Here is a 20939-nt window from a genome sequence, read left to right on the forward strand (position 1 = left end):
AGCCGAAAAACTCACACAAGATCGATGAGATAGGGAACGAGCGGTTCGTCGGCAGGCGGCATCGGGTAATTTCGCATTTCACGAGGGCGGACCCATTTCAGCGCCTGGCCCTCAAGCCCTTGGGCGGTTCCCTCGAACCGGCGGCAGATGAAAAGCGGCATCAACAGATGAAAATCGTCATAGCTATGACTGGCGAAAGTCAGCGGGGCGAGACAGGCTTCCCTGGTCGTCACCCCGATTTCCTCGATGAGTTCGCGAATCAGCGCCGCTTCGGGTGTTTCCCCTGCCTCGACCTTGCCGCCGGGGAACTCCCAGAGTCCGGCGAGCTTTTTTCCCTCCGGCCTCTGCGTCAACAGCACCCGCCCATCGGCATCGACCAGCGCGCAGGCGGCAACCAGCATGATTTTCTTGATACTCATTGGATCAGTAACCCGGCTGCTGGCGATAGGCATAGCGGTAGACTTCATCAAATCCCAGCCCTTTGTAGAGCGCGACTGCCGCGATATTTGCACTCTCGACCTGCAGCCAGGCGGTTTCAGCGCCTCGGTACCGCGCCCAACGAAGTGCAGCCCTGACGACGTCGCGACCATGCCCTGCGCGCCGCTTGTCAATCCGCGTGGCAAGTTCGAACAATCCGGCCAGATCATTGTCATGAACGCATAGCGCGGTCGAAAGCGGGCCTGTCGCCTCTTCCTCCAGAACAAACAATCCACTGGGCGGACGGATCGCGCTCAGAACCTCGGTCAGGCCCGGCTTGAGCGATTGATCACGATCATGCACCGAAATGGCGGCATCGACATAGCGACCGACATCCTTGAGCGGCAGATGATCCATCCCGCCATCAATATCGAGATCGTCAATTTTACCGGTCATGACTATCGTTTCTTCAAAACGGCGCCAGCCGAGCGCATCAAGGTATGATTCCAGCGGTGGCGGCGCCAGTGGGGTCTGCCGGAACACCAGCGGCCGGTCATAGGAATCAAACCGCCGGGCAGCGCGCTCAACCCGGACTTCGATATCGTCATGGTCTGAAGGATCAAGCGGGTTGACGGAATTGAGCCGTTTTGACGGATGACCCGCGGTCAGCCTGATCTGCCAACTGCCGTCATACTGGATCGACGCGGCGGGCCAGGCGCGAAATCCAACGGCTTCAAGCCTTCTGACTATGGCTAGGTTTGGCACGGCACGCCCCGTTTTCGACGATGAATTCTCCCGCTCAACTGCGGTAGTCACCATTGATCTCAACATAAGCTTTCGTCAGGTCGCATGTGAAGACCCGAGCCCTGCCGCGGCCAATCCCGAGATCGACCCTGATGGCAATTTCATCCTGCTTCATAACGTCCGACGCGGCCGCTTCGCTGTAGCCGGGATCGCGTTCGCCATCCACGGCCACCCGCACATCACCGAACCAGATCGCAAGCTTGTCACGTTCCGCCTTTTCGCCGGCCTTGCCAACCGCCATGACAACGCGGCCCCAATTGGCGTCTTCGCCGGCAATCGCGGTCTTGACCAGCGGCGAATTGGCGATTGACCGGGCGATCCGACCCGCCGCTCTTGCCGAAGCCGCGCCGGTGACAGTGATTTCGACCTGCTTGCGGGCACCCTCGCCATCGCGCACAATCTGGATTGCCAGATCCTCCATCAAGCTGGACAAGGCCTTGGCAAAATCCCGGGCACGAGGGTCGCTGGCCAGGCTAATGAGGCCGGCCCCGCGTTCGGCGGCAGCACCGGTCGCAAACACCATCAGCGTATCGGAGGTCGATGTATCGCTGTCGACCGTGACCGCATTGAATGTCGCGCCGACGTGACGGCTCAGCATCGCCTGCAAGGCGGAAGGCTCGATATCGGCGTCGGTGACGATGAAGGACAGCATGGTCGCCATGTCAGGTGCGATCATTCCCGCACCCTTGGCCATGCCATTGAGTGTAACCGTCACACCGTCGATCCGCGCAGTCCTGGTGGCGACTTTTGGATAGGTGTCGGTGGTCATGATAGCCCGCGCCGCATCAATCCAGCGATCCGGGCTTGCCGTAACCGCCATCTGGTCCAGAACCATTGCGAATTTGCTTGCATCCAGCGGTTCGCCAATGACACCGGTCGAAGCCAGGAATATCTCGCTTTCCGAACATCCGACCGCCGCCGCTGCCGCCTTCGCGGTCAGGTCGGTCGCGTCGCGGCCCTTCTGGCCGGTAAAGGCATTGGCGTTGCCGGAATTGACCACCAGCGCCCGCGCCTGACCTCCACCGAGATTGCCCCGGCAAAAATCCACCGGAGCGGACGGACATTTTGAGGTGGTGAACACCCCGGCCACCGCCGCGGGCTTGTCAAACACCATCAGCATGACATCCGTCCGGTCCTTGTACTTGATCCCGGCCGCTGCCGTTTGAATGCGAACGCCCGCAATCGGCGGAAGCTCGGCATAAGATTTCGGAGCCAGCGGGGATATATCGGTGGACATCAGGCGACCCTCTCTACAAACGTCCGGCCGGAACGGCCTTTACTGCTGCTGGTTGATGGCCTCGTAGGCAGTCTTCAGGTCCGGGTCGAGAACTTCGATTTCGACTTCCCCGCGGGCTTCCTTGATGAGATCTCCATAGCGCTCGCGCATGACCACCTGGCGCACCTGGTCGGCAACCTCCTCGAACGCAGGTGGTGCGGCCTGGCGACGGTCTTCCAGCTTGATGACGTGCCAGCCGAACTGGGTCTTGACCGGCTCCTTGGCGTATTCACCAGGCTTGAGCGCAAAAGCAACGGCCTCGAACTCGGGAACCATACGACCCTTGGTGAAAAATCCCAGATCGCCGCCTTGCGCGGCGCTTGGGCCGGTGGACTTCTCTTTGGCCAACTCGGAGAAATCCTTGCCCGTATCAAGCTCGGCGATGATTGCCTTGGCTTCTTCCTCGGTTTTGACAAGGATATGGCGAGCGTTGACTTCTTCTTCCGTGGGGGTGGCAGCCACTTCCTTCTCATATCGCGCCTTGATATCGGCATCTGTCACCGGATCGACAACGGTCGATTTGAAAATGGCGTTGTGCAGGGCACGATCGCGCTGGAACACCATCAGTTTCTTGAAGTCCTCGCTCTGGTCGAGCTTCTCGGCTTCGGCCTTCCGGGCCAGCGTTTTGATATCGATCACGGCGGCGAGAGCCGCGACGCGACGCTGATCATCGGGCAGCCGGGCAAACTGCGGGTCAAGATCACCCTCCGCCAGCGTCAGCTCCGACGCAAGAATCTCTACACCTGAGACGGTGGCCACCACCGGGTCGGCTTCATCAGCCGCATGACCCTGGACTGGCAGAAAAGCGATTGCACTGAAGAGAAGCGTGGTTGCGAGCTGCGATAAGCGCATGGGGAGACCTTTCCTTGTGAGGCTTGTTCCGGGCGGCCAACCAGGTGCATGTGAATCTGGGCCACCTTAAGACGACCTTTCGCCGCCGTTGACATCGTTCGAGCCCCCTCTTATCTGTCAGCCAACCGTCCGTCCAGACGGCTTTCGCCTGAAGAAGGTTATCGGGACGGCGTTTTTCAATCGATTTGCCGGTCGCAGGCCAGCGCCGGTTTTTAGCCTTGCTCCAAGTGCAGCCCTAGGAAAGGACCATTGTAATGGTCAAGTTCGGCGCAATCGCCCGTAAATTGTTTGGTTCATCAAATGACCGCCGGATCCGGGCTTATCAACCTAAAATTGACGCGATCAATGCTCTGGAACCGGAACTCGTAGCGCTCAGCGATACTGAACTGGCGGACCGGACGAAACAGTTCCGCGATCAGATTGCCGCGGGCACCGAGCTCGACGATCTGTTGGTGCCGGCGTTTGCGACCGTGCGCGAAGCTGCGCGCCGCGCCATCGGATTGCGGCCGTTTGACGTGCAGCTGATCGGCGGCATGATCCTCAACGAAAACGCCATCGCCGAAATGAAGACCGGCGAAGGCAAGACGCTGGTCGCTACCCTGGCGGTTTATCTCAACGCATTGGCCGGAAAAGGCGTGCACGTTGTCACCGTCAATGACTATCTGGCCCGGCGCGACGCCGAATGGATGGCCCGGATTTATGGCTTCCTGGGCCTGACGACAGGCATCGTCGTGCACGGTATGGAGGATGATGAACGCCGGGAAGCCTATGCCTGCGACATCACCTATGCCACCAACAATGAGCTCGGTTTCGACTATCTTCGCGACAACATGAAATATGATCGCGCCCAGATGGTTCAGCGTGGCCACAACTACGCAATTGTCGACGAGGTGGACTCGATCCTGGTCGATGAAGCCCGCACGCCGCTGATCATTTCCGGACCACTTGATGACCGCTCGGATCTCTACAACAGAATCGACGTGCTGATCGGGCAGCTTGAACCTGACGATTACGAACTCGACGAGAAGCAGCGGTCCGCCACATTCACCGAATCCGGCACCGAAAAGCTGGAAGCCATGCTGGCTGAAGCCGATATGCTCAAGGGTGAATCACTTTACGATGTTGAAAACGTCGCCGTGGTCCACCACATCAACAATGCGCTCAAGGCCCACCGGCTTTTCACCCGCGACAAGGATTATATCGTCCGCAACGACGAGATCGTCATCATCGACGAATTCACCGGCCGCATGATGCCGGGCCGGCGTTATTCGGAAGGTCAGCATCAGGCGCTGGAAGCCAAGGAAGGCGTCAAGATCCAGCCGGAAAACCAGACGCTGGCATCGATCACGTTCCAGAACTATTTCCGGATGTATTCCAAGCTTGGCGGCATGACCGGCACGGCCTCGACAGAAGCCGAGGAATTCGGCGACATCTACGGACTTGAAGTGGTGGAGGTGCCGACCAACGTGCCGATCGCCCGTATTGATGAAGATGATGAGGTGTACCGCACCGTCGAGGAAAAATATCAGGCCATCATCGACGACATCAAACTGTCGCGTGAGAAAAAGCAACCGGTTCTGGTGGGGACCACATCCATCGAAAAGTCGGAAATCCTCGCCGATTTGCTGCGCAAGGCAGGCATCGAAGACTTCAAGGTGCTCAACGCCCGCTACCATGAGCAGGAAGCCTATATCGTCTCCCAGGCCGGTGTCCCCGGTGCGGTCACTATCGCTACCAACATGGCCGGCCGCGGCACCGACATCCAGCTTGGCGGCAACGCCGACATGCGCGTTGCCCAGGAACTCGGGGACATGCCCGAAGGTCCCGAGCGCGATGAAAAAGAAAAAGTCATTCGTGCCGAGATCAAGGCACTCAAGGATGAAGCAATCGCAGCCGGAGGCCTTTATATCCTTGCCACAGAGCGTCATGAAAGCCGACGCATCGACAACCAGTTGCGTGGCCGGGCGGGTCGTCAGGGCGACCCCGGGCGTTCCAAGTTCTTCCTGTCGCTGCAGGATGATCTGATGCGCATTTTCGGCTCCGAGCGCATGGACAGCATGCTCAAGACGCTTGGTCTGAAGGACGGTGAGCCGATCATCCATCCCTGGATCAACAAGGCGCTGGAGCGCGCGCAGAAAAAGGTCGAAGCCCGCAACTTCGACATCCGCAAGAACCTGCTCAAATTCGACGACGTCATGAACGACCAGCGCAAGGTTGTATTCGAACAGCGCAAGGAACTGATGGATTCGGAATCGATTTCCGAGACCATCGAGGACATGCGGCAGGAAGTCATTGACGGGCTGGTCACCCTGCACATTCCTGAAAGGGCCTACGCCGAACAATGGAATGTCGCGGAGCTCAAGAAAGGCGTCCAGGCCTATCTCAATCTCGATTTGCCGATTGAACAATGGGCAGCGGAAGAAGGCATTGCCGAAGACGACATCCGCAGCCGCATCATCGAAGCCAGTGACAATCTCGCCAGGGAGCGGGCTGAGCGGTTCGGTCCCGAAATCATGACCTATGTGGAGAAGTCCGTTGTTCTCCAGACGCTCGACCATCTCTGGCGCGAGCATCTGGTCAATCTCGACCACCTTCGCTCGGTGGTCGGATTCCGCGGCTATGCACAGCGTGATCCGCTTCAGGAATACAAATCCGAGGCCTTTGAACTGTTTCAGGCCCTGCTCGCCAATTTGAGACAGGCCGTCATGGCACAATTGATGCGGGTCGAGATCGTGCGCGAAGCCGCCGCCACTCCGGAACCTGAATTGCCGGAAGGCATGGAAGGCCACCACGTCGACGCCACAACCGGACAAGATGAGTTCGATTCATCGGGAACGCAACTGGCCGCAGCAGTCGTGGCGCCCGAAGACCGTGACCCGCAAGACGAATCCACCTGGGGCAAGGTCGGCCGCAATGAGGCTTGCCCGTGCGGTTCGGGCAAGAAATACAAGCATTGTCACGGTGCCTACTAGTGGTGCGATCCTGACAGATGGTTCCCATCTGTCAGGACAAATCGCCCCACCAGATCAATAGCTTGTGGGCTGACTTTTCGAAACAGATGGGTATCATCTGTTTCGGTCAGACCACTAGGCCCGTTCATCCTTCAGACCGGGTTTCTGATTGAAAATGGCCGGATCCGCAGGCGCGGGTTCGGCCATTTTCGATTCCGCACCTGCGAATTCCAAGACATCATCCCATGCATTTCTGGCGCATTTTCCAGCCGGGGAATCTCGCGCCCGCGCCGGATAAACCAGACCGTTGCGGTGTTGTGCCGGCAGGATCATCCCAGTCCCGAAATACACAATTCCTGACGTTGCCACTCAAACCGTTTCTTAACATCGCCATGACAAGGTGCTTGCGCAACAACAGGATAGACACCTGACCATGACGTTGATCAACACCGCCGGCAAAATACTGCCGCCGCGCTACGCAGCGCGGCTGATGCCGGTATGTGATCGTCTGACCACGCTCCTGACCGCGACGGACGAAACCAGTGCGGCAAGCCGCATGGCCATGATTGCCTTTGCCATCCGCATTGTCAGCGCAGCGATCGCCTTTGTTTCCCAGATAATCCTGGCCCGCCTGATGGGCGAATTCGAATACGGCGTTTTCGTCTTTGTCTGGGTGATCGTTATTATCCTGGGCAATCTTTCCTGCCTCGGGTTTCACACTGCCGTTATCCGGTTCCTTCCACAATATCGAACGGCGGGAGCTGACGAAGCCATCATGGGGCTCACCGCGACAGCGCGGATATTTGCGATGGTGTCGGCCACGCTGATAGCCGCCACCGGCATCGCCGCGCTGTATCTGCTTGGCGACAAGATCGAATCCCACTACGTCCAGCCGCTGTTCGTAGGCGCCTTCGTGCTGCCGATGATTGCCTTGGGGGATGTGCTCGACGGCACCGCCCGCGCCAATGGCTGGCCCGTTCACGCGCTCAGCCCCACCTACATTGTACGCCCGCTGCTCATTCTTGCCTTCGTCGCCTGCGCCATTGGGCTGGGACGAATGGCAGACGCCAATACCGCCATTCTCGCAGCGCTTGCAGCGGCCTATCTGACGACAATCGTCCAGTTTCTTGTGGTGACCGGCAAACTCCGGAGCCGGTTTCCGGCCCGCCGGGTGGAGATCCATTTCAGGACGTGGCTGTTGGTCGCCTTCCCGATCTTCCTGATCGAGGGCTTCTACTTCATGCTCACCAATGCCGATGTCATCATTGTCGGGCTGTACCTTCCACCGGAAAAGGTGGCCGTTTATTTCGCCGCAGCCAAGACCATGGCGATGGTCCACTTTGTCTATTTCGCCGTCAAGGCCGCCGCGGCACAGAGGTTTTCAGGCCTTGTATCAGGCGCCGACCACGCCGCTCTGGCGGCATTCGCCCGCCAGACCGTGCAGTGGACCTTCTGGCCCTCGCTGCTGGTTGGCGGTCTGGTGATCGCCGCGGGACCGTTCCTGCTTTCCCTGTTTGGACCGGCATTTCAGGATGGTCACATGATCATGGTTGTGCTTTTTGCCGGCATTCTCGCCAAAGCCATGATTGGTCCTGGCGAAGTCTTGTTGACCATGGCGGGTGAACACAGGATCTGCGCGGCGATCTACGCGGTGGCTCTGGCTGCCAATCTTGCCCTCAATGTCACGCTGATCCCGGCCTGGGGATTGCTCGGCGCGGCGACCGCTACAGCCTCCGCCATGGTGGTGGAGGCGAGTTTGCTTCACATCATCGTGCGGCGGAGACTTGGAATCGTCATGTTCATTGCGTCCCGCGCGCCTGCAAGCCACCGACATTCCACAGCGGAGGTCGTATAAGATCATGGCTTCCAGTCCCATTACTCACGAAGAAGTCGCGAGCCAGGCCAACACGCTGATTGGCGAATTCGCCGATGTCGAGACTGCCCGCCCGCTGCCCGACCACGAAATCGCTGTCGGCCGCCGGGGCAGGCATCTGGCAATCTATCCCGCACGCGCGGGCTACGAACTGCAGGAAGAACTTGATTTTCTGACGAACCGGGCCCTGGAACCGAATGTGTTCTTCTCGGGCCGCTTCCTGGCACCTGCAATGCCAAGGCTTGAAGACAGGGTCATTCGCCTCATGCTGATGCGTGATGAAACCGAAACGCATTCCCGCATGCGGCTGATGCTGCCGTTCTCGGTCGAAAAACCCGGATTTTCGGTCGGCGCTTCCATTATCCGCGCCTGGGCCAATCCTTTCGGTCCATTGGGCACCCCGCTGCTTGATCGTGAAGATGCCGCCGAAACGTTCGACAACATGCTTGAAGCGCTTGGCCGGCCTGATTCCGGCTTGCCCGGCATCCTCGTATTGCCGGATATGCGGCTGAACGGTCCCGTGGCTCGCCTGATGCGCGCTGTTGCCGCGGGCCGCAATCTTTCAGTCGTCGTCACCGACGAGCTTGAGCGGCCATTTCTGGAAAGCACGCTGGACGTCGATGAATATCTCGCCCATTCGGTTTCCCGGCGTCACCGCCACGAGATGCGCCGGCAATGGCGCCGCCTGTCCGAGCACGGAGAACTCACCTACACGGTGGCCCGCCAGCCCGAAGAAGTCCGCTTCCACCTCGAGGAGTTCCTGACGCTTGAGGACTCGGGCTGGAAAGGCCGCCGCAAGTCCGCAATGGTTGCCGACCGCTATCGCGCGGCCTTTGCCCGGGAGGCGATCAACAGTCTCGCCGAAACCGACAGCGTGCGCATTCACAGCCTGGCGCTCGATGGCGAGCCGATTGCGTCAATGATCGTGTTCGTCGCATCCGGCGAGGCGTGGACCTGGAAAACCGCCTATGATGAAACCTATGCGCGCTATTCGCCGGGCAAGCTGCTGGTTGACCGGCTCACCGAGTGGCATCTGGATGATCCCAACATTCTGCGCACCGATTCCTGCGCGGTGCCGGATCATCCGGTGATGAGCCGCATGTGGACGGAGCGGGAAAAGATGGGCACAATGGTCATTGGTCTTGATCCCAAGCATGACCGCGATGTGCGGCAGGTCGCAACCCAGCTCCATATCTACCGCAACACCCGCAATATAGCCCGGCTTCTGCGGGAAAAAATACGCGGCATGGCCCGCCGCTAATCAGGTCTCGTCTGCTGTCGTTCGGATACCTGCCTCGTCAATCGCCCGGTCTCTGAGAACCCGCCGGATAACCTTGCCGGTGGTGGTCAGGGGCAGACTGTCGACAAATTCGATCTCACGCGGATACTCGTGCGCCGACAGCCGGATCTTGACCCAATCGCGAACCGACGCAGCCAGACCCGCATCCGCCTCAACCCCGGGCGCGACCACGATATAGGCCTTGACGATTTCGGTGCGCATGGGATCGGGTTTGCCCACAACCGCGGCCAGCGCCACAGCGGGATGGCCGGTCAGGCAATCCTCGATCTCGCCCGGTCCGATCCGGTAACCGGAAGACGTGATCACATCGTCGTCGCGGCCGAAAAATGAAAAATATCCATCGCTGTCTCGAACGCCCTGATCTCCGGTGAGCATCCAGTCTCCGATGAATTTGGCTTCGGTCGCCTCTTCGTTTTGCCAATAGCCCAGAAACATGACCGGATCGGGACGCTTGACGGCGATCTGGCCGGAGATCCCGTCGGCAACAACATGCCCCTGATCATCAATGATTGCGACCTGGTGCCCGGGAACGGGCTTGCCAATGGCGCCGCCACGGCTGACACCCAGCCCGACAGCGGATGCCAGCACCAGATTGCATTCGGTCTGGCCATAGAACTCGTTGATGGTCAGTCCCAGGACCGCTTTCGCCCACTCATAGGTTTCACGGCCCAGCGCTTCGCCACCGGATCCAATCGTGCGAAGTCCGAGTCGGTGGCGCGCCAGTGGATCGGACACGGTGCGCATGATTCTCAGCGCCGTTGGCGGAATGAACGCATTGCGAACCTCCATCTCCGCCATGATCCGGTAGGCCAGTTCCGGATCGAACTTCTGCGCCCTGGACGAAACCACAGGAACACCCAGCATCAACCCGGGCAAAAGCACATTGAGCAGGCCGCCGGCCCAGGCCCAGTCCGCCGGCGTCCACAGCTTGTCGCCGGGTTGCGGCATGAATTCATGGTGGGTTTGAACCCCCGGGATATGGCCGATCAGCACACGATGCCCGTGCAACGCGCCCTTTGGCGGACCGGTCGTGCCGGAGGTGAAGATCATCATCGCAGGGTCTTCGGCTCGGGTCTCAATCGCGACCGGCGCATCTGAATGACCATTCTCCAGCCTGCTGAAGCAGATCTCAGCATCTGCATCATCAAGGGCCTCATCTCCGGCATCGTCTCCGGCGACGATGATGGCTTCAAGCCCGCTCAGACGCTGCCGGATGGCAATCACCTTGTCCCGCCCCCCGGCAGTGGTCACCAGCACCTTGGCGCCGGAGGCGGCCAGCCTGTGTTCAACGGCCTCAACCCCGAACAACAGCGCCAGCGGCACGGCGATGGCGCCCAGCTTGTAAATCGCGACATGGGCGATGGCCGTTTCAAATCCTTGCGGCAGCATCAGCGCCACTCGATCCCCGGTTTGCACACCAAGAGACCTGAGCCCCCTTGCAAACGCATTGGAACGCCGCGCCAGTTCCTCATAGCTCAACCGGTCCGGCGCCCCGTCAGGATTGAAATGCTCAAGGCAGATCCGCCCGGGATCGCGCTCTGCCCAAGCGTCGGATACGGCACTGCCGATATTGAAGAATTCAGGAACGTCCCACTCGAAACGCGAGGCGATGTCATCAAGACTCTGTCCGGCCGGCAACAGCATGAATGATAATCCTTGCACGAACGCCTCGGTCCGCCCGCAGCGAGACTGATTGGCGATAAGACAATATGGGTCGGCAATCCCTATCAGGCGTTGGGTTTGGTTTGAAGAGGTCCAGCATTTTAACCGCCGGACCGGTCCGGCATGAACATATGGTGCAGCCCGGATTCAAGCTGGTTTCCATCCCCGAAACTCGCAGACATGGATTGATGTCCATCAAGGCGACGGACCGGGATCACGCTATCATTCCATATCTTCGCCAAACTTGAACATTAATTTCGTGGATATCTGGAGATCACGCGGTTGGCTACAGGGCGTACTTTTCGCTTTGAAACGGAGGAAAGCCAGTGATTGAGTTTATGAGTGAAAGCAACGGCAACACGATTGGTATTCGTGCCGGCGGCAAGTGAACCAAGACCGACTATGACGCCATCGAGGTTTTCCGTCCCGATCAACTTAATCAGGCTTGGCGGTGGATCCGGAGTTGAGCTTCAGCCGCCGCCTGCCCAATGTTCGCATTCTTTCAATTTTTCAAAGGAGTTCCACCTGATGCGCGAGAGCAAGGATATTTCGGAAGCAATGCAGAGAGTCCAAACCCTGGAAACCCAATTGGCGGAAAAACTCCGGGCACTGTTTGGCGCGAAGCCCCCCGCGCCTGACGTGTCTGAAAAAGCCGATGCGATTCGCGGCAAGTCAGGTGAACTCACCAAGAAGCTGGCCGAAAAGGATGGGGCTCTCTGGACGGGTGTCAAGGATGAAGTGAATCGCGATCTGCATGCCCTTGAAAGCAATTTTAATCATTGGATTCAATATCTTGATGAGCATTACAAGAATTAGGGAACACCCTGCCAGCAGCCAGAAATAACGCGCGTGACGCTGGTCAGGGCGACTTGCCGGGAACAGATTGCGCTGGATCGACCGGGCAAACATGGCCCCAACCCTGAAGCAGCCACCCAAATGACCGATAAGCTGACCGGATTGAAGTCGAAACCAGAACTCCGCGCCGAGGTCCAGTTGTTTTCCATTTCGGTCCAGCCGCCATATGGCCCGGACCAGACTTCCTTGCCGGTTCGAAAACAAAACGATTGACCGCGTAGGCGGCGTGGCAACACAAGGAAATGGTGCCCCCTTCCGGACTCGAACCGGAACTCCTTGCGGAACCGCATTTTGAGTGCGGCGCGTCTACCAATTCCGCCAAAGGGGCAACACGCCGGTCGAACCGGCATGGACGGCGGGACTATAGTCGGCGATTTGTTCCGGTCAAACGCTTTTTCAGGAATTCTTCCGTCATAAACCAATATCGAACGGCTCCGGCTTCCCGCTGTTTACCCGGACCCGCTTTCCAATTAAGACGCAGCCATTGCCGTTGCCCGAGAAGAAGGTTCTTCATGCTTCGCAGACTTTACGACTGGACCATGTCGCTGGCCGCTACGCGGCATGCCGAAAAAGCGTTGTTCTCGGTGTCTTTCGCGGAAAGTTCGTTCTTTCCGATTCCGCCGGACGTGCTGCTCATTCCGATGACTCTTGCCAAGCCGCGGAACTGGTTGCGCTTGGCCCTCATCTGCACCATCGCATCGGTCATAGGCGCATTTGTCGGTTATGCCATCGGTATGTTTTTATACGAAAGCATCGGAGTTCGGCTGCTCGAGACCTATGGCGCCGCCGACAAGTTCGAGAAAATCTCCGAATGGTACAATACCTGGGGCGGATGGGGCGTGCTCTTTGCGGCGATTACACCGTTTCCCTACAAGGTCCTGACAATCTTTTCAGGCGCTACCGGTCTCAATCTGGCTGTCTTCGCAGCCGTCAGCATCATTGGCCGCTCATTCCGGTTCTTTCTGGTAACCTGGCTCTTGTCCCGGTTCGGCGAACCGATCAGGGTTTTCATCGAAAAATATCTTGGCCTTCTTTTCACCCTGTTTATGGTGCTTCTCGTCGGCGGATTCTATGCAATCAAATATGTGTTTTGATCATGTCAATTTCTGATCTCTCTCATCCCGCAAGCCCTCGGACGAGAACCATGACGGCGCTGTTTCTGGCTGCAGCCATGGCGATTGTCGTGGGCACGGCGCTCGGGTTCGAGCATATGGGCGGCTACATTCCCTGCGCCCTGTGCCTGACCCAGCGCACTCCCTATTACATAGGCGCCCCGCTGATGCTGATCGCCGCGCTGATCTCGGCGGCGGGGGGGCCTTCATGGGCGGTCCGTGGTCTGCTCGGCGTCGGCGGATTGCTGATGCTGTACGGCCTCGGGCTCGGTATCTACCATTCCGGCGTCGAATGGCACTGGTGGCAGGGCCCCGCATCCTGCGCGACATCCGCAGACGCGGTGACCACTGACGCCGGATCGCTGCTTGGCGATCTCACCTCGAAAAAGCCGCCCTCCTGCGATGCCGCCGCATTGCGCGTTTTGGGACTGTCATTCGCCGGCTGGAATGTGCTAGCCAGCGCCGCACTCGCTGCATTAGCTTTCCGCGGCGCCTTGGCGAAAGGCTGATCTGCACAGGCTTATAAAGTGATGCAGCGTCTTATGCGCACTCCATTGGATGCGCGACGTCAATCACATCACGGCTGCAGTTCGGCATCCCAGTAGAGATAGTCCATCCAGCTTTCATGCATGAAGTTGGGTGGGAACATCCGCCCATTGTTGTGCAGGTCCTGCACACTGGGCTGGTAGGGCTTTTGGCGCGGGATCATGCCCGCCTGCTTGGGCATCGCACCGCCCTTCTTCAGATTGCACGGGGAGCACGCCGCCACCACATTTTCCCAGGTCGTCTCTCCGCCGCAGCGTCGCGGGATCACATGGTCAAAGGTCAGCTCATTCGGCGATCCGCAATACTGGCATTCGAACCGGTCGCGCAGGAATAGGTTGAACCGCGTGAATGCCGGGAAGCGTGATGGCTTGATGTAGGTCTTCAGGCAGACCACGCTCGGCAACCGCATCGAAAATGTCGGGGAAGACACAGCCTGATCATATTCCGCAACGATTTGCACCCGATCAAGGAAGACGGCCTTGACCGCATCCTGCCACGACCACAGCGACAGCGGATAATAACTCAAAGGCCTGTAATCAGCGTTCAGGACGAGCGCTGGCAAGGACTGCGGGGATACAAAAATCGTCAAGCGGCTCTCCTGAGCGAGTGCGATTCGGCATCTGCAAGCAACATATTAGGCTGGTCATGACAGTATTGTGAAGCACCTGCTTTTGAAATGATTTTCTGGGCGCAATCAGACCGGCTTCAGGCACCGAGCGGGGTGGCGTCGCGGCGCATGATTTCGGCATAATAGGCCCACAACAGCCGCGCCGCCACGCCGCGCCACGGGCTCCACCGGGCGGCCAGATCCGACAGCTCCCTCAATTGCGGCCGCACCTCAAGACCCAGCACATGCGCGGCCGCACTCTGCAACGCCACATCACCGGCGGGAAAAATGTCGGGATGGCCGGCGCAGAACAACAAATAGACCTCGGCGGTCCACGGTCCGACGCCCTTGATCGCCGTCATCGCGCCGATCGCCTCGAGACCATCAAGCGCACAAAGGTGTTCAAGATCGAGTTCGCCGGCAAGCACCGCCTTGCCGACCCGCTGCAATGTCTCGGCCTTGGCGCGCGACAGGCCCGCTGCCCTCAGCGTCTCGGGCGACAGATTGAGAACCGACGCCGGGCTGATCTCTCCCGCTGCCAGTTCCAGCTTGCGCCACAAGGCATTGGCACTGGCTTTCGACACCATTTGCGACAGGATGATTTCCGCGAGTGCCGCGTAGCCAGGTGGTTTGCGTCTCAACGGAACAGGTCCAGCCAGAGCGATGGCGCGCGCCAGATGCGAATCGCAGTGCGCCAACGCCGAAAGACCCTCCGCAATATCCTCGCTGCTGTCGATACGGCGCATGTCGCTGTTTCCTGGCACGTGATGCATACCGCTCGGGTTGCCCGGTGACGAGACCGGAAAAAAATGACATGAAACACTATGTCAAACGCCAACGCCACAGCCAACGCGGGGTTGAGCACTCCGATTGTCCGCTTCGCCCCCAGCCCGAACGGACTGCTCCATGTCGGTCATGCCAGATCGGCGCTTCTCAACTGGCAATTCGCCCACGCCAATGGTGGCAAGTTCTTGCTGCGGCTCGAGGATATCGATCTTACACGGGCGCGGCCCGAATTCGAGACGGCGATATTTGAGGATCTCGCCTGGCTCGGCCTTGAATGGCCCCGCCCGGTTCGTCGTCAGTCCCGGCACTTTTCCGATTACGAGACGGCGCTGTCCGAATTGCGCAAGCTTGATCTGATCTATCCGGCCTTTCTGAGCCGCACGGAAGCAGCCGAACGGGTGCGCAAAGCCGAAGCCGGCGGTAGAAACTGGCCGCGCGATCCAGATGGCGCGCCGCATTATCCCGGCGACGATCGCACTTTGACGGTTGCGCAACGCACCAAGCGCATTTCCGATGGTGAACCGCATGCCTGGCGGCTGGACATGAAGGCAACACTCACCGGCCTCGCGGGGTCGATGTGTTGGGACGAATTGGGAGCCGGACCGAACGGTGAAACCGGCAAAATAACAGCAACTCCGGCAGAATGGGGCGACGTCATTCTGGCCCGGCGCGATATCCCGACAAGCTATCATCTGGCGGTAACCATCGATGACAGCATTCAAGGCGTGACCGATGTGATTCGCGGGGAAGACCTGTTCGCGGCGACATCTGTGCACCGTTTGCTGCAGCAATTGCTTGGATTGCCAGTCCCGCGTTACCGTCACCACGGGCTGGTCCTCGACACCGGTGGCCGGAAGCTTTCCAAGAGTGAAGACGCGACGTCGATCGCATCATGGCGCGAACAGGGCGCAACCCCGGCCGATATCATCGCCATGGCCAGGCTGGATTCTGAGGCTTGATTTATGTCGGCCGAACCATCCGCTTGATGATGGCAAGCAGGAACAGGACCGTGAAAGCAGCGGCAATCGCAACCGGGATGATCATCGCCGATGGAACATGCCCGAAAGGAATGACATCCACCAGATTGAGACCAATGATGAAGCCGGCCAGCAACACAAGCATGTTGCCCAACGGACCAAAACCCAATGCGCCCAGCACCGAATCCATGGCGTTGCCGACAAAAAACGAAGCGGCGATCGACAATGCGACAAAGTACAGAATCATGTCTGAAGACAGCCCGGCAAACATCAACCAATCTCCTGTTCAGGTGCGCCTTGGCACCGCAGGGAATCTAGCATGGTAAACGTGGAACGGGTGGCTGACCGTGAATCTGGCTTAATAATTAACCTTCGGGGCTCGCGCTCTCCTGCTCCATTCTGGCACGCTGGCGCGCCTTGAGTATCGCCGCATTGAACTCGGCACCCAGAATGAAGATCGCCGCGACGATATAGAGAAACACCAGGGCAATCATGATCGAGGCGAGACCGGCGTAAGTTGAAACATAGGTCGCAAATTCCTGGAGATAGCTCGCAAACATCAAGGCCCCTGCCATCCAGGCGACCACCGTCACGCCGATTCCGGGGAGCACGTCGATCAGCCGGCGGTGGCCGTCCGGCAGCCAGAGATGCGAAAACACCAGCCCCAGCACCAGAACCGTGGCCGCGATAAGAATGCGCCAGTTGTCCACCGCCGAAATCAGGGTTCCCATCCATGGCGCGAACTGTCTCGCCAGTTTCAGCACCAGCGGCGCCAGGACCAGCAGAAAGCTGATCGAGGTGATGACCATCACGGCTATGATGACGAAACCCAGGCTTTGCGCGCGCGTCACATACCATGCCCGCGATTCCGTCACCCGGTAAGCGCGGTTGAGCGAAACTCTGAGCGCCTCCACACCGTTGGCCGAAAAGAAGGCGGCGGCAAGCACCGACAAGGTCAGCAACCCGCCGCGCTCGACCGTGAGCACCTTGACCACCTCGCGCGAGATCGGCGCCGCGATGGATTCGGGCCATGTATCGAAAATCAGATGCGAGGCCGTCTCCGCATAGGCTTCGGCGCCCATGAAGCTCGCCAGCGCCGTTCCGAAGATCATGAACGGGAACAGCGCCATCAGAATCGACAGGGCAACGTGACTGGCCATCGCCCAGCCATCATCATTGTTGAAATGAGTAACAGCATCCATGATGACGGCTCTGAACGGTAGCAATGATGACTCCCTGCCTTGTTGCCGTTTGTCCGATCCGGCGTTATCACACCTGCGTGCATCCGGGTTTTTAAAACCTATCAGAAACAGGAACAGTCCGTATTATGATGGGTGAGCCCCGACAAAAAACAATCCTTGTGACCGGATGTTCCAGTGGAATCGGCGCCTATTGCGCTCGCGCGCTCAAGTCCGAGGGCTGGCAGGTGATCGCTTCGGCGCGCACGAAGGACCACATCTCGGAACTCAACGCCGACGGCATCGAGGCCTTTCGTCTCGATTATGCCGACACGGCCAGCATCACCGATTTTCATGAGCAGGCGATGGCCGCCACCGGCGGGCGTTGCGACGCGCTGTTCAACAATGGCGGCTATGGGCAGGTCGGCGCCATCGAGGACCTGCCGGTCGCGGCATTGAGGGCCCAGTTCGAAGCCAATTTCTTCGGTTATCACGAGTTGACGCGCAAGGTCATACCGGTGATGCGGGCCCAGGGCCATGGCCGCATCGTACAATGCTCATCGATCCTCGGTCTGGTTCCCATGCGGTTTCGCGGCGCTTACAATGCGTCCAAACACGCACTGGAAGGTTTGTCGGTCACGCTGGCGATGGAACTGGAGGGCTCCGGGATTCATGTCAGCCTGATCGAGCCCGGCGCCATCGTCAGCCGGTTCAGGGCCAATGCGCTGAAGCATTTCCATCGCAACATCGACATCGGGAACTCGGTCCACCGCCAGGATTACCAGGACCAGTTGCACCGCCTCGAAAAGCAGGAACAGTCAAACAGCGGCAAGCTTGGCCCCGAGGCCGTGCACAAGGTTCTGCGTCATGCCCTGACGGCGTCCCGCCCACGCTACCACTACGCGGTAACCCGTGAAGCCAGGCTGGGCGTTCTGGCCCGCCGGTTGTTGCCGGCGCGCCTGTTCTACCCCTGGCTGGCGAGGCAGGTCTGAACCCTCCCCGCCAGCAGCCCTGACAATGGACATGCCTGAAAAACAGCCTATGTTCCCATCCACAGACCAGCTCAAGGAAACCGCATGATGTCGTCCGTCACCTATGTCTTGTCCATCATCGTCATGCTGTCCGTGGCGGCCGTGCTGGTGCGCGGTCTGGTCAACATGGCGCGTGGCGGTTCGGGCAATCTCTCCAACAAGCTGATGCAGGCCCGTGTACTTTTGCAGTTTGTCGCCATCATTCTGATCGTCGCCACGTTGTGGCTCACCGGCGGCGGCCGTTGACGACACCCCCTCGGATGGGGCGTATTCCGTAATCCGGGTCAACCCGCGGCCCCAGGCAGAAAGCATGCGCAATGGTCAAACTCAACAAGATCTACACCAGAACCGGGGATGACGGGACAACCGGTCTGGTTTCAGGTGAGCGGCGCGCGAAATACGACCCGCGAATTGAGGCCTATGGCACCGTCGATGAAACCAACGCGGTCATCGGACTGGTGCGGCTGCACACATCCTCCCTTCCCGTGCTCGACGGCATGCTGATGCGCATCCAGAACGACTGCTTTGACCTCGGCGCCGATCTCGCCACACCCGACACAGGTGAGAAGGCAAAGTATGAACCGTTGCGCATTGTCGAGGCTCAGGTGACCAGGATCGAAGCCGACATCGACGCGCTCAATGCCGATCTTGAACCGCTGCGCTCTTTTGTCCTACCTGGCGGCACCGAAGCAGCCGCGCATCTGCATCTGGCCCGCACCGTCGCGCGCCGCGCTGAAAGGTTGATGGTCGAACTCGCCGCTCAGGACGGCGAGACGGTCAATCCGGCGGCGATCCAGTTCATCAACAGGCTCTCTGATTTTTTCTTTGTTGCCGCCCGCTGGGTCAATGATCATGGCCGCGCCGATGTGCTTTGGGTTCCTGGTATAAACCGTTAGGTTCGACACCAACGGCTTGGGAGCAGCCAGGGCGATAGGGGGAATCCGAAATGTTCATTCCACTGCATGATTCCAACGACCTCAAGCACATCAAGCTGCAATGGGTGACATGGTCTCTGATCGCCATCAATGTGCTTGTCTGGGTGGTGACCGGATTTTCAGGCGAAGACAGCGAGTTTACCAACGCCGCATTCCTGGGCCTGGGTTTCATTCCCTCCGTGGTCCACGACATTGTCGAACTGCCAACGTCGCTCGTTCTCGTGCCCGAAGACGCGACCTATATCACTTACAGCTTTTTGCATGCGAACCTGTTCCATCTCGGCTCGAACATGCTGTTTCTGTGGGTTTTTGGCGACAATGTCGAAGACGCCATGGGCCACATCAGGTTTCTGATTTTCTATTTCCTGTGCGCCGCCGCCGGCGCCTTCATGCACGGTTTGCTTCTGCCGGACTCCGAAGGACCCTTGATCGGCGCGTCCGGTGCGGTGGCGGGCGTCATTGCTGCCTATCTCCTACTTCATCCCCGGGTACGGGTCTGGGTGCTTGTGCTGGGGCGTATCCCGCTGCCCTTGCCTGCTTATATTCCGCTTGTGTTCTGGGTCGGCATGCAATTCTTCATGGTCGTGAGCGATCTTGGCGGAGAGGTGTCCTGGGGCGCCCATATCGGCGGCATCATAGCCGGAGCGATTCTGGTGCTGTTCCTGCGCCGGTCCGGCGTTCCGTTGTTTGACCGAACCATCGACACCCCGAAAGCCGTGATCCATGAACCCCCGCAACCGGAACCACAAAACTCAGCCGCGAAGGCTCCTCCGCCGAAGTGGGGACGCTAGTGCTGGCACTCCGGAATTGACGCGAACGTACGCGTCATTTATTTCGCATTGCAAAATCTCCTGTGCAACAGCGATTGAATTTGGAGAGAAATCGCGTATCCATGTCGCCAATCGGCTATCCGGGTGGCGTTTGCACAAGCAAAATCCGGATTATCGGCCTGATGCCGGGATTATCCGGGCTAATCAGGACACGGCCGAAACAGTGAGGCCTAGCAAAGTGAGGAAAGCAAACCGATGAAAATTCTCGTGCCGGTCAAGCGGGTTGTTGACTACAACGTCAAAATACGGGTCAAGCCAGATGGCAGCGGCGTCGATCTCGCCAATGTGAAGATGTCGATGAATCCGTTCGATGAAATCGCCATCGAAGAAGCCCTGCGGCTTCGGGAAGCCGGCAAGGCCACGGAAGTGATCGCCGTTTCCATCGGACCTGCCAAGGCGGAAGAGACCCTGCGAACGGCACTTGCAATGGGCGCCGACCGGGCCATCCTGGTCGAGGCAGACACGCTGGTCGAACCCCTTGCTGTCGCCAAGATCCTCAAGGCCATTGTCGGCGAAGAAAGCCCCGATCTGGTGATTCTCGGCAAGCAGGCCATCGATGACGACGCCAACCAGACTGGCCAGATGCTGTCGGCATTGCTCGGCTGGAGCCAGGCCACATTCGCCTCCAAGGTCGAAATCGGCGACGGCACGGCCGACGTCACCCGCGAAGTCGACGGCGGCCTGCAGACCATCTCGGTCAAGCTGCCGGCAATCGTGACCACCGACCTGCGTCTCAACGAGCCGCGTTACGCCTCCTTGCCCAACATCATGAAGGCCAAGAAGAAGCCGCTCGACAAGAAGACAGCCGCGGATTACGGCGTCGACATCGCAGCCCGGCTCGAGGTCATCAAGACCGAGGAACCCGGCGGCCGCAAGGCCGGTGTCAAGGTCGGCTCGGTCGCCGAACTCGTCGACAAACTCAAGAACGAAGCAGGCGTGCTGTAAGC

21 protein-coding genes and 1 tRNA gene are annotated in these 20939 nt (G+C 59.1%); 12 read left to right on the top strand and 10 right to left on the bottom strand.

The window, feature by feature from the left end; genetic code table 11:
• Positions 1 to 11: 11 nt before the first annotated feature.
• Genes mutT through ABJN75_RS21385 form a run of 4 tightly spaced genes read right to left on the bottom strand, consistent with a single transcriptional unit; the run spans position 12 to position 3349 of the window.
• Positions 12 to 419: an 8-oxo-dGTP diphosphatase MutT gene (mutT, locus tag ABJN75_RS21370; RefSeq protein WP_348441637.1), complete on the bottom strand. Its 408-nt coding sequence runs from the start codon at positions 417 to 419 to the stop codon at positions 12 to 14.
• Positions 420 to 423: 4 nt separating this feature from the next.
• The gene (locus ABJN75_RS21375) at positions 424 to 1182 is read right to left on the bottom strand and encodes a GNAT family N-acetyltransferase (protein ID WP_348441639.1); all 759 of its coding nucleotides are present in this window, start codon (positions 1180 to 1182) and stop codon (positions 424 to 426) included.
• 34 nt (positions 1183 to 1216) lie between these two features.
• The gene (gene argJ, locus ABJN75_RS21380; RefSeq protein WP_348441640.1) at positions 1217 to 2458 is read right to left on the bottom strand and encodes a bifunctional glutamate N-acetyltransferase/amino-acid acetyltransferase ArgJ; all 1242 of its coding nucleotides are present in this window, start codon (positions 2456 to 2458) and stop codon (positions 1217 to 1219) included.
• Positions 2459 to 2497: 39 nt separating this feature from the next.
• Positions 2498 to 3349, bottom strand: a complete 852-nt coding sequence (locus ABJN75_RS21385; protein WP_348441641.1) for a peptidylprolyl isomerase — start codon at positions 3347 to 3349, stop codon at positions 2498 to 2500.
• A 254-nt stretch (positions 3350 to 3603) separates the two neighbouring features.
• Between ABJN75_RS21385 and secA the strand changes: the two genes are divergently transcribed.
• The 3 genes from secA to ABJN75_RS21400 all read left to right on the top strand — a co-directional run bounded on the left by secA (position 3604) and on the right by ABJN75_RS21400 (position 9434).
• A complete protein-coding gene (gene secA, locus ABJN75_RS21390; RefSeq protein ID WP_348441642.1) occupies positions 3604 to 6321 on the top strand; it encodes a preprotein translocase subunit SecA in 2718 nt (905 codons plus the stop codon).
• Between the two features lie 412 nt (positions 6322 to 6733).
• A complete protein-coding gene (locus tag ABJN75_RS21395; RefSeq protein ID WP_348441643.1) occupies positions 6734 to 8155 on the top strand; it encodes a lipopolysaccharide biosynthesis protein in 1422 nt (473 codons plus the stop codon).
• 4 nt (positions 8156 to 8159) lie between these two features.
• On the top strand, positions 8160 to 9434 hold the full coding sequence (locus ABJN75_RS21400; protein ID WP_348441644.1) for a GNAT family N-acetyltransferase: 1275 nt from the start codon (positions 8160 to 8162) through the stop codon (positions 9432 to 9434).
• On the opposite strand, the gene ABJN75_RS21405 is transcribed toward ABJN75_RS21400, so the two are convergent.
• On the bottom strand, positions 9435 to 11114 hold the full coding sequence (locus ABJN75_RS21405) for an AMP-binding protein (RefSeq protein WP_348441697.1): 1680 nt from the start codon (positions 11112 to 11114) through the stop codon (positions 9435 to 9437).
• A 549-nt stretch (positions 11115 to 11663) separates the two neighbouring features.
• Between ABJN75_RS21405 and ABJN75_RS21410 the strand changes: the two genes are divergently transcribed.
• Positions 11664 to 11951 (top strand): hypothetical protein, encoded by a 288-nt coding sequence (locus ABJN75_RS21410; protein ID WP_348441645.1) that lies wholly within the window; start codon positions 11664 to 11666, stop codon positions 11949 to 11951.
• Between the two features lie 282 nt (positions 11952 to 12233).
• Here the strand turns inward: ABJN75_RS21410 and ABJN75_RS21415 are convergent.
• Positions 12234 to 12318: transfer RNA gene (locus ABJN75_RS21415), tRNA-Leu, on the bottom strand.
• A gap of 184 nt (positions 12319 to 12502) precedes the next feature.
• Here ABJN75_RS21415 and ABJN75_RS21420 point away from each other — a divergent pair.
• Positions 12503 to 13084, top strand: a complete 582-nt coding sequence (locus tag ABJN75_RS21420; protein ID WP_348441646.1) for a YqaA family protein — start codon at positions 12503 to 12505, stop codon at positions 13082 to 13084.
• A gap of 50 nt (positions 13085 to 13134) precedes the next feature.
• Entirely contained in the window at positions 13135 to 13611 is a 477-nt protein-coding gene (locus tag ABJN75_RS21425) for a disulfide bond formation protein B (protein WP_348441647.1), read from the top strand.
• 68 nt (positions 13612 to 13679) lie between these two features.
• Here the strand turns inward: ABJN75_RS21425 and ABJN75_RS21430 are convergent, their stop codons facing one another.
• On the bottom strand, positions 13680 to 14237 hold the full coding sequence (locus ABJN75_RS21430) for an HNH endonuclease (RefSeq protein WP_348441648.1): 558 nt from the start codon (positions 14235 to 14237) through the stop codon (positions 13680 to 13682).
• Positions 14238 to 14353: 116 nt separating this feature from the next.
• Positions 14354 to 15001, bottom strand: a complete 648-nt coding sequence (locus tag ABJN75_RS21435; protein WP_348441649.1) for a DNA-3-methyladenine glycosylase — start codon at positions 14999 to 15001, stop codon at positions 14354 to 14356.
• A gap of 78 nt (positions 15002 to 15079) precedes the next feature.
• Between ABJN75_RS21435 and gluQRS the strand changes: the two genes are divergently transcribed.
• Positions 15080 to 16000 (top strand): tRNA glutamyl-Q(34) synthetase GluQRS, encoded by a 921-nt coding sequence (gene gluQRS / locus ABJN75_RS21440; RefSeq protein WP_348441650.1) that lies wholly within the window; start codon positions 15080 to 15082, stop codon positions 15998 to 16000.
• Between the two features lies 1 nt (position 16001).
• Here the strand turns inward: gluQRS and ABJN75_RS21445 are convergent, their stop codons facing one another.
• On the bottom strand, positions 16002 to 16289 hold the full coding sequence (locus tag ABJN75_RS21445) for a hypothetical protein (RefSeq protein WP_348441651.1): 288 nt from the start codon (positions 16287 to 16289) through the stop codon (positions 16002 to 16004).
• A 94-nt stretch (positions 16290 to 16383) separates the two neighbouring features.
• Positions 16384 to 17220 carry a YihY/virulence factor BrkB family protein gene (locus ABJN75_RS21450; RefSeq protein WP_348441698.1) on the bottom strand — a complete coding sequence of 279 codons (837 nt, stop codon included), beginning with the start codon at positions 17218 to 17220 and terminating at the stop codon, positions 16384 to 16386.
• A 125-nt stretch (positions 17221 to 17345) separates the two neighbouring features.
• Between ABJN75_RS21450 and ABJN75_RS21455 the strand changes: the two genes are divergently transcribed.
• The 5 genes from ABJN75_RS21455 (at position 17346) to ABJN75_RS21475 (ending at position 20937) form a co-directional block, all read left to right on the top strand.
• A complete protein-coding gene (locus ABJN75_RS21455) occupies positions 17346 to 18188 on the top strand; it encodes an SDR family oxidoreductase (RefSeq protein ID WP_348441652.1) in 843 nt (280 codons plus the stop codon).
• Between the two features lie 87 nt (positions 18189 to 18275).
• Positions 18276 to 18473: a twin transmembrane helix small protein gene (locus ABJN75_RS21460; protein ID WP_348441699.1), complete on the top strand. Its 198-nt coding sequence runs from the start codon at positions 18276 to 18278 to the stop codon at positions 18471 to 18473.
• 71 nt (positions 18474 to 18544) lie between these two features.
• Positions 18545 to 19123: a cob(I)yrinic acid a,c-diamide adenosyltransferase gene (locus ABJN75_RS21465; RefSeq protein WP_348441653.1), complete on the top strand. Its 579-nt coding sequence runs from the start codon at positions 18545 to 18547 to the stop codon at positions 19121 to 19123.
• A 50-nt stretch (positions 19124 to 19173) separates the two neighbouring features.
• On the top strand, positions 19174 to 19953 hold the full coding sequence (locus ABJN75_RS21470) for a rhomboid family intramembrane serine protease (RefSeq protein WP_348441654.1): 780 nt from the start codon (positions 19174 to 19176) through the stop codon (positions 19951 to 19953).
• A gap of 234 nt (positions 19954 to 20187) precedes the next feature.
• Positions 20188 to 20937 carry an electron transfer flavoprotein subunit beta/FixA family protein gene (locus tag ABJN75_RS21475; protein ID WP_348441655.1) on the top strand — a complete coding sequence of 250 codons (750 nt, stop codon included), beginning with the start codon at positions 20188 to 20190 and terminating at the stop codon, positions 20935 to 20937.
• Positions 20938 to 20939: the final 2 nt, after the last annotated feature.

Source organism: Hoeflea sp. (assembly GCF_039975035.1).
In the GTDB taxonomy this organism is placed as follows: Bacteria; Pseudomonadota; Alphaproteobacteria; order Rhizobiales; family Rhizobiaceae; genus Hoeflea.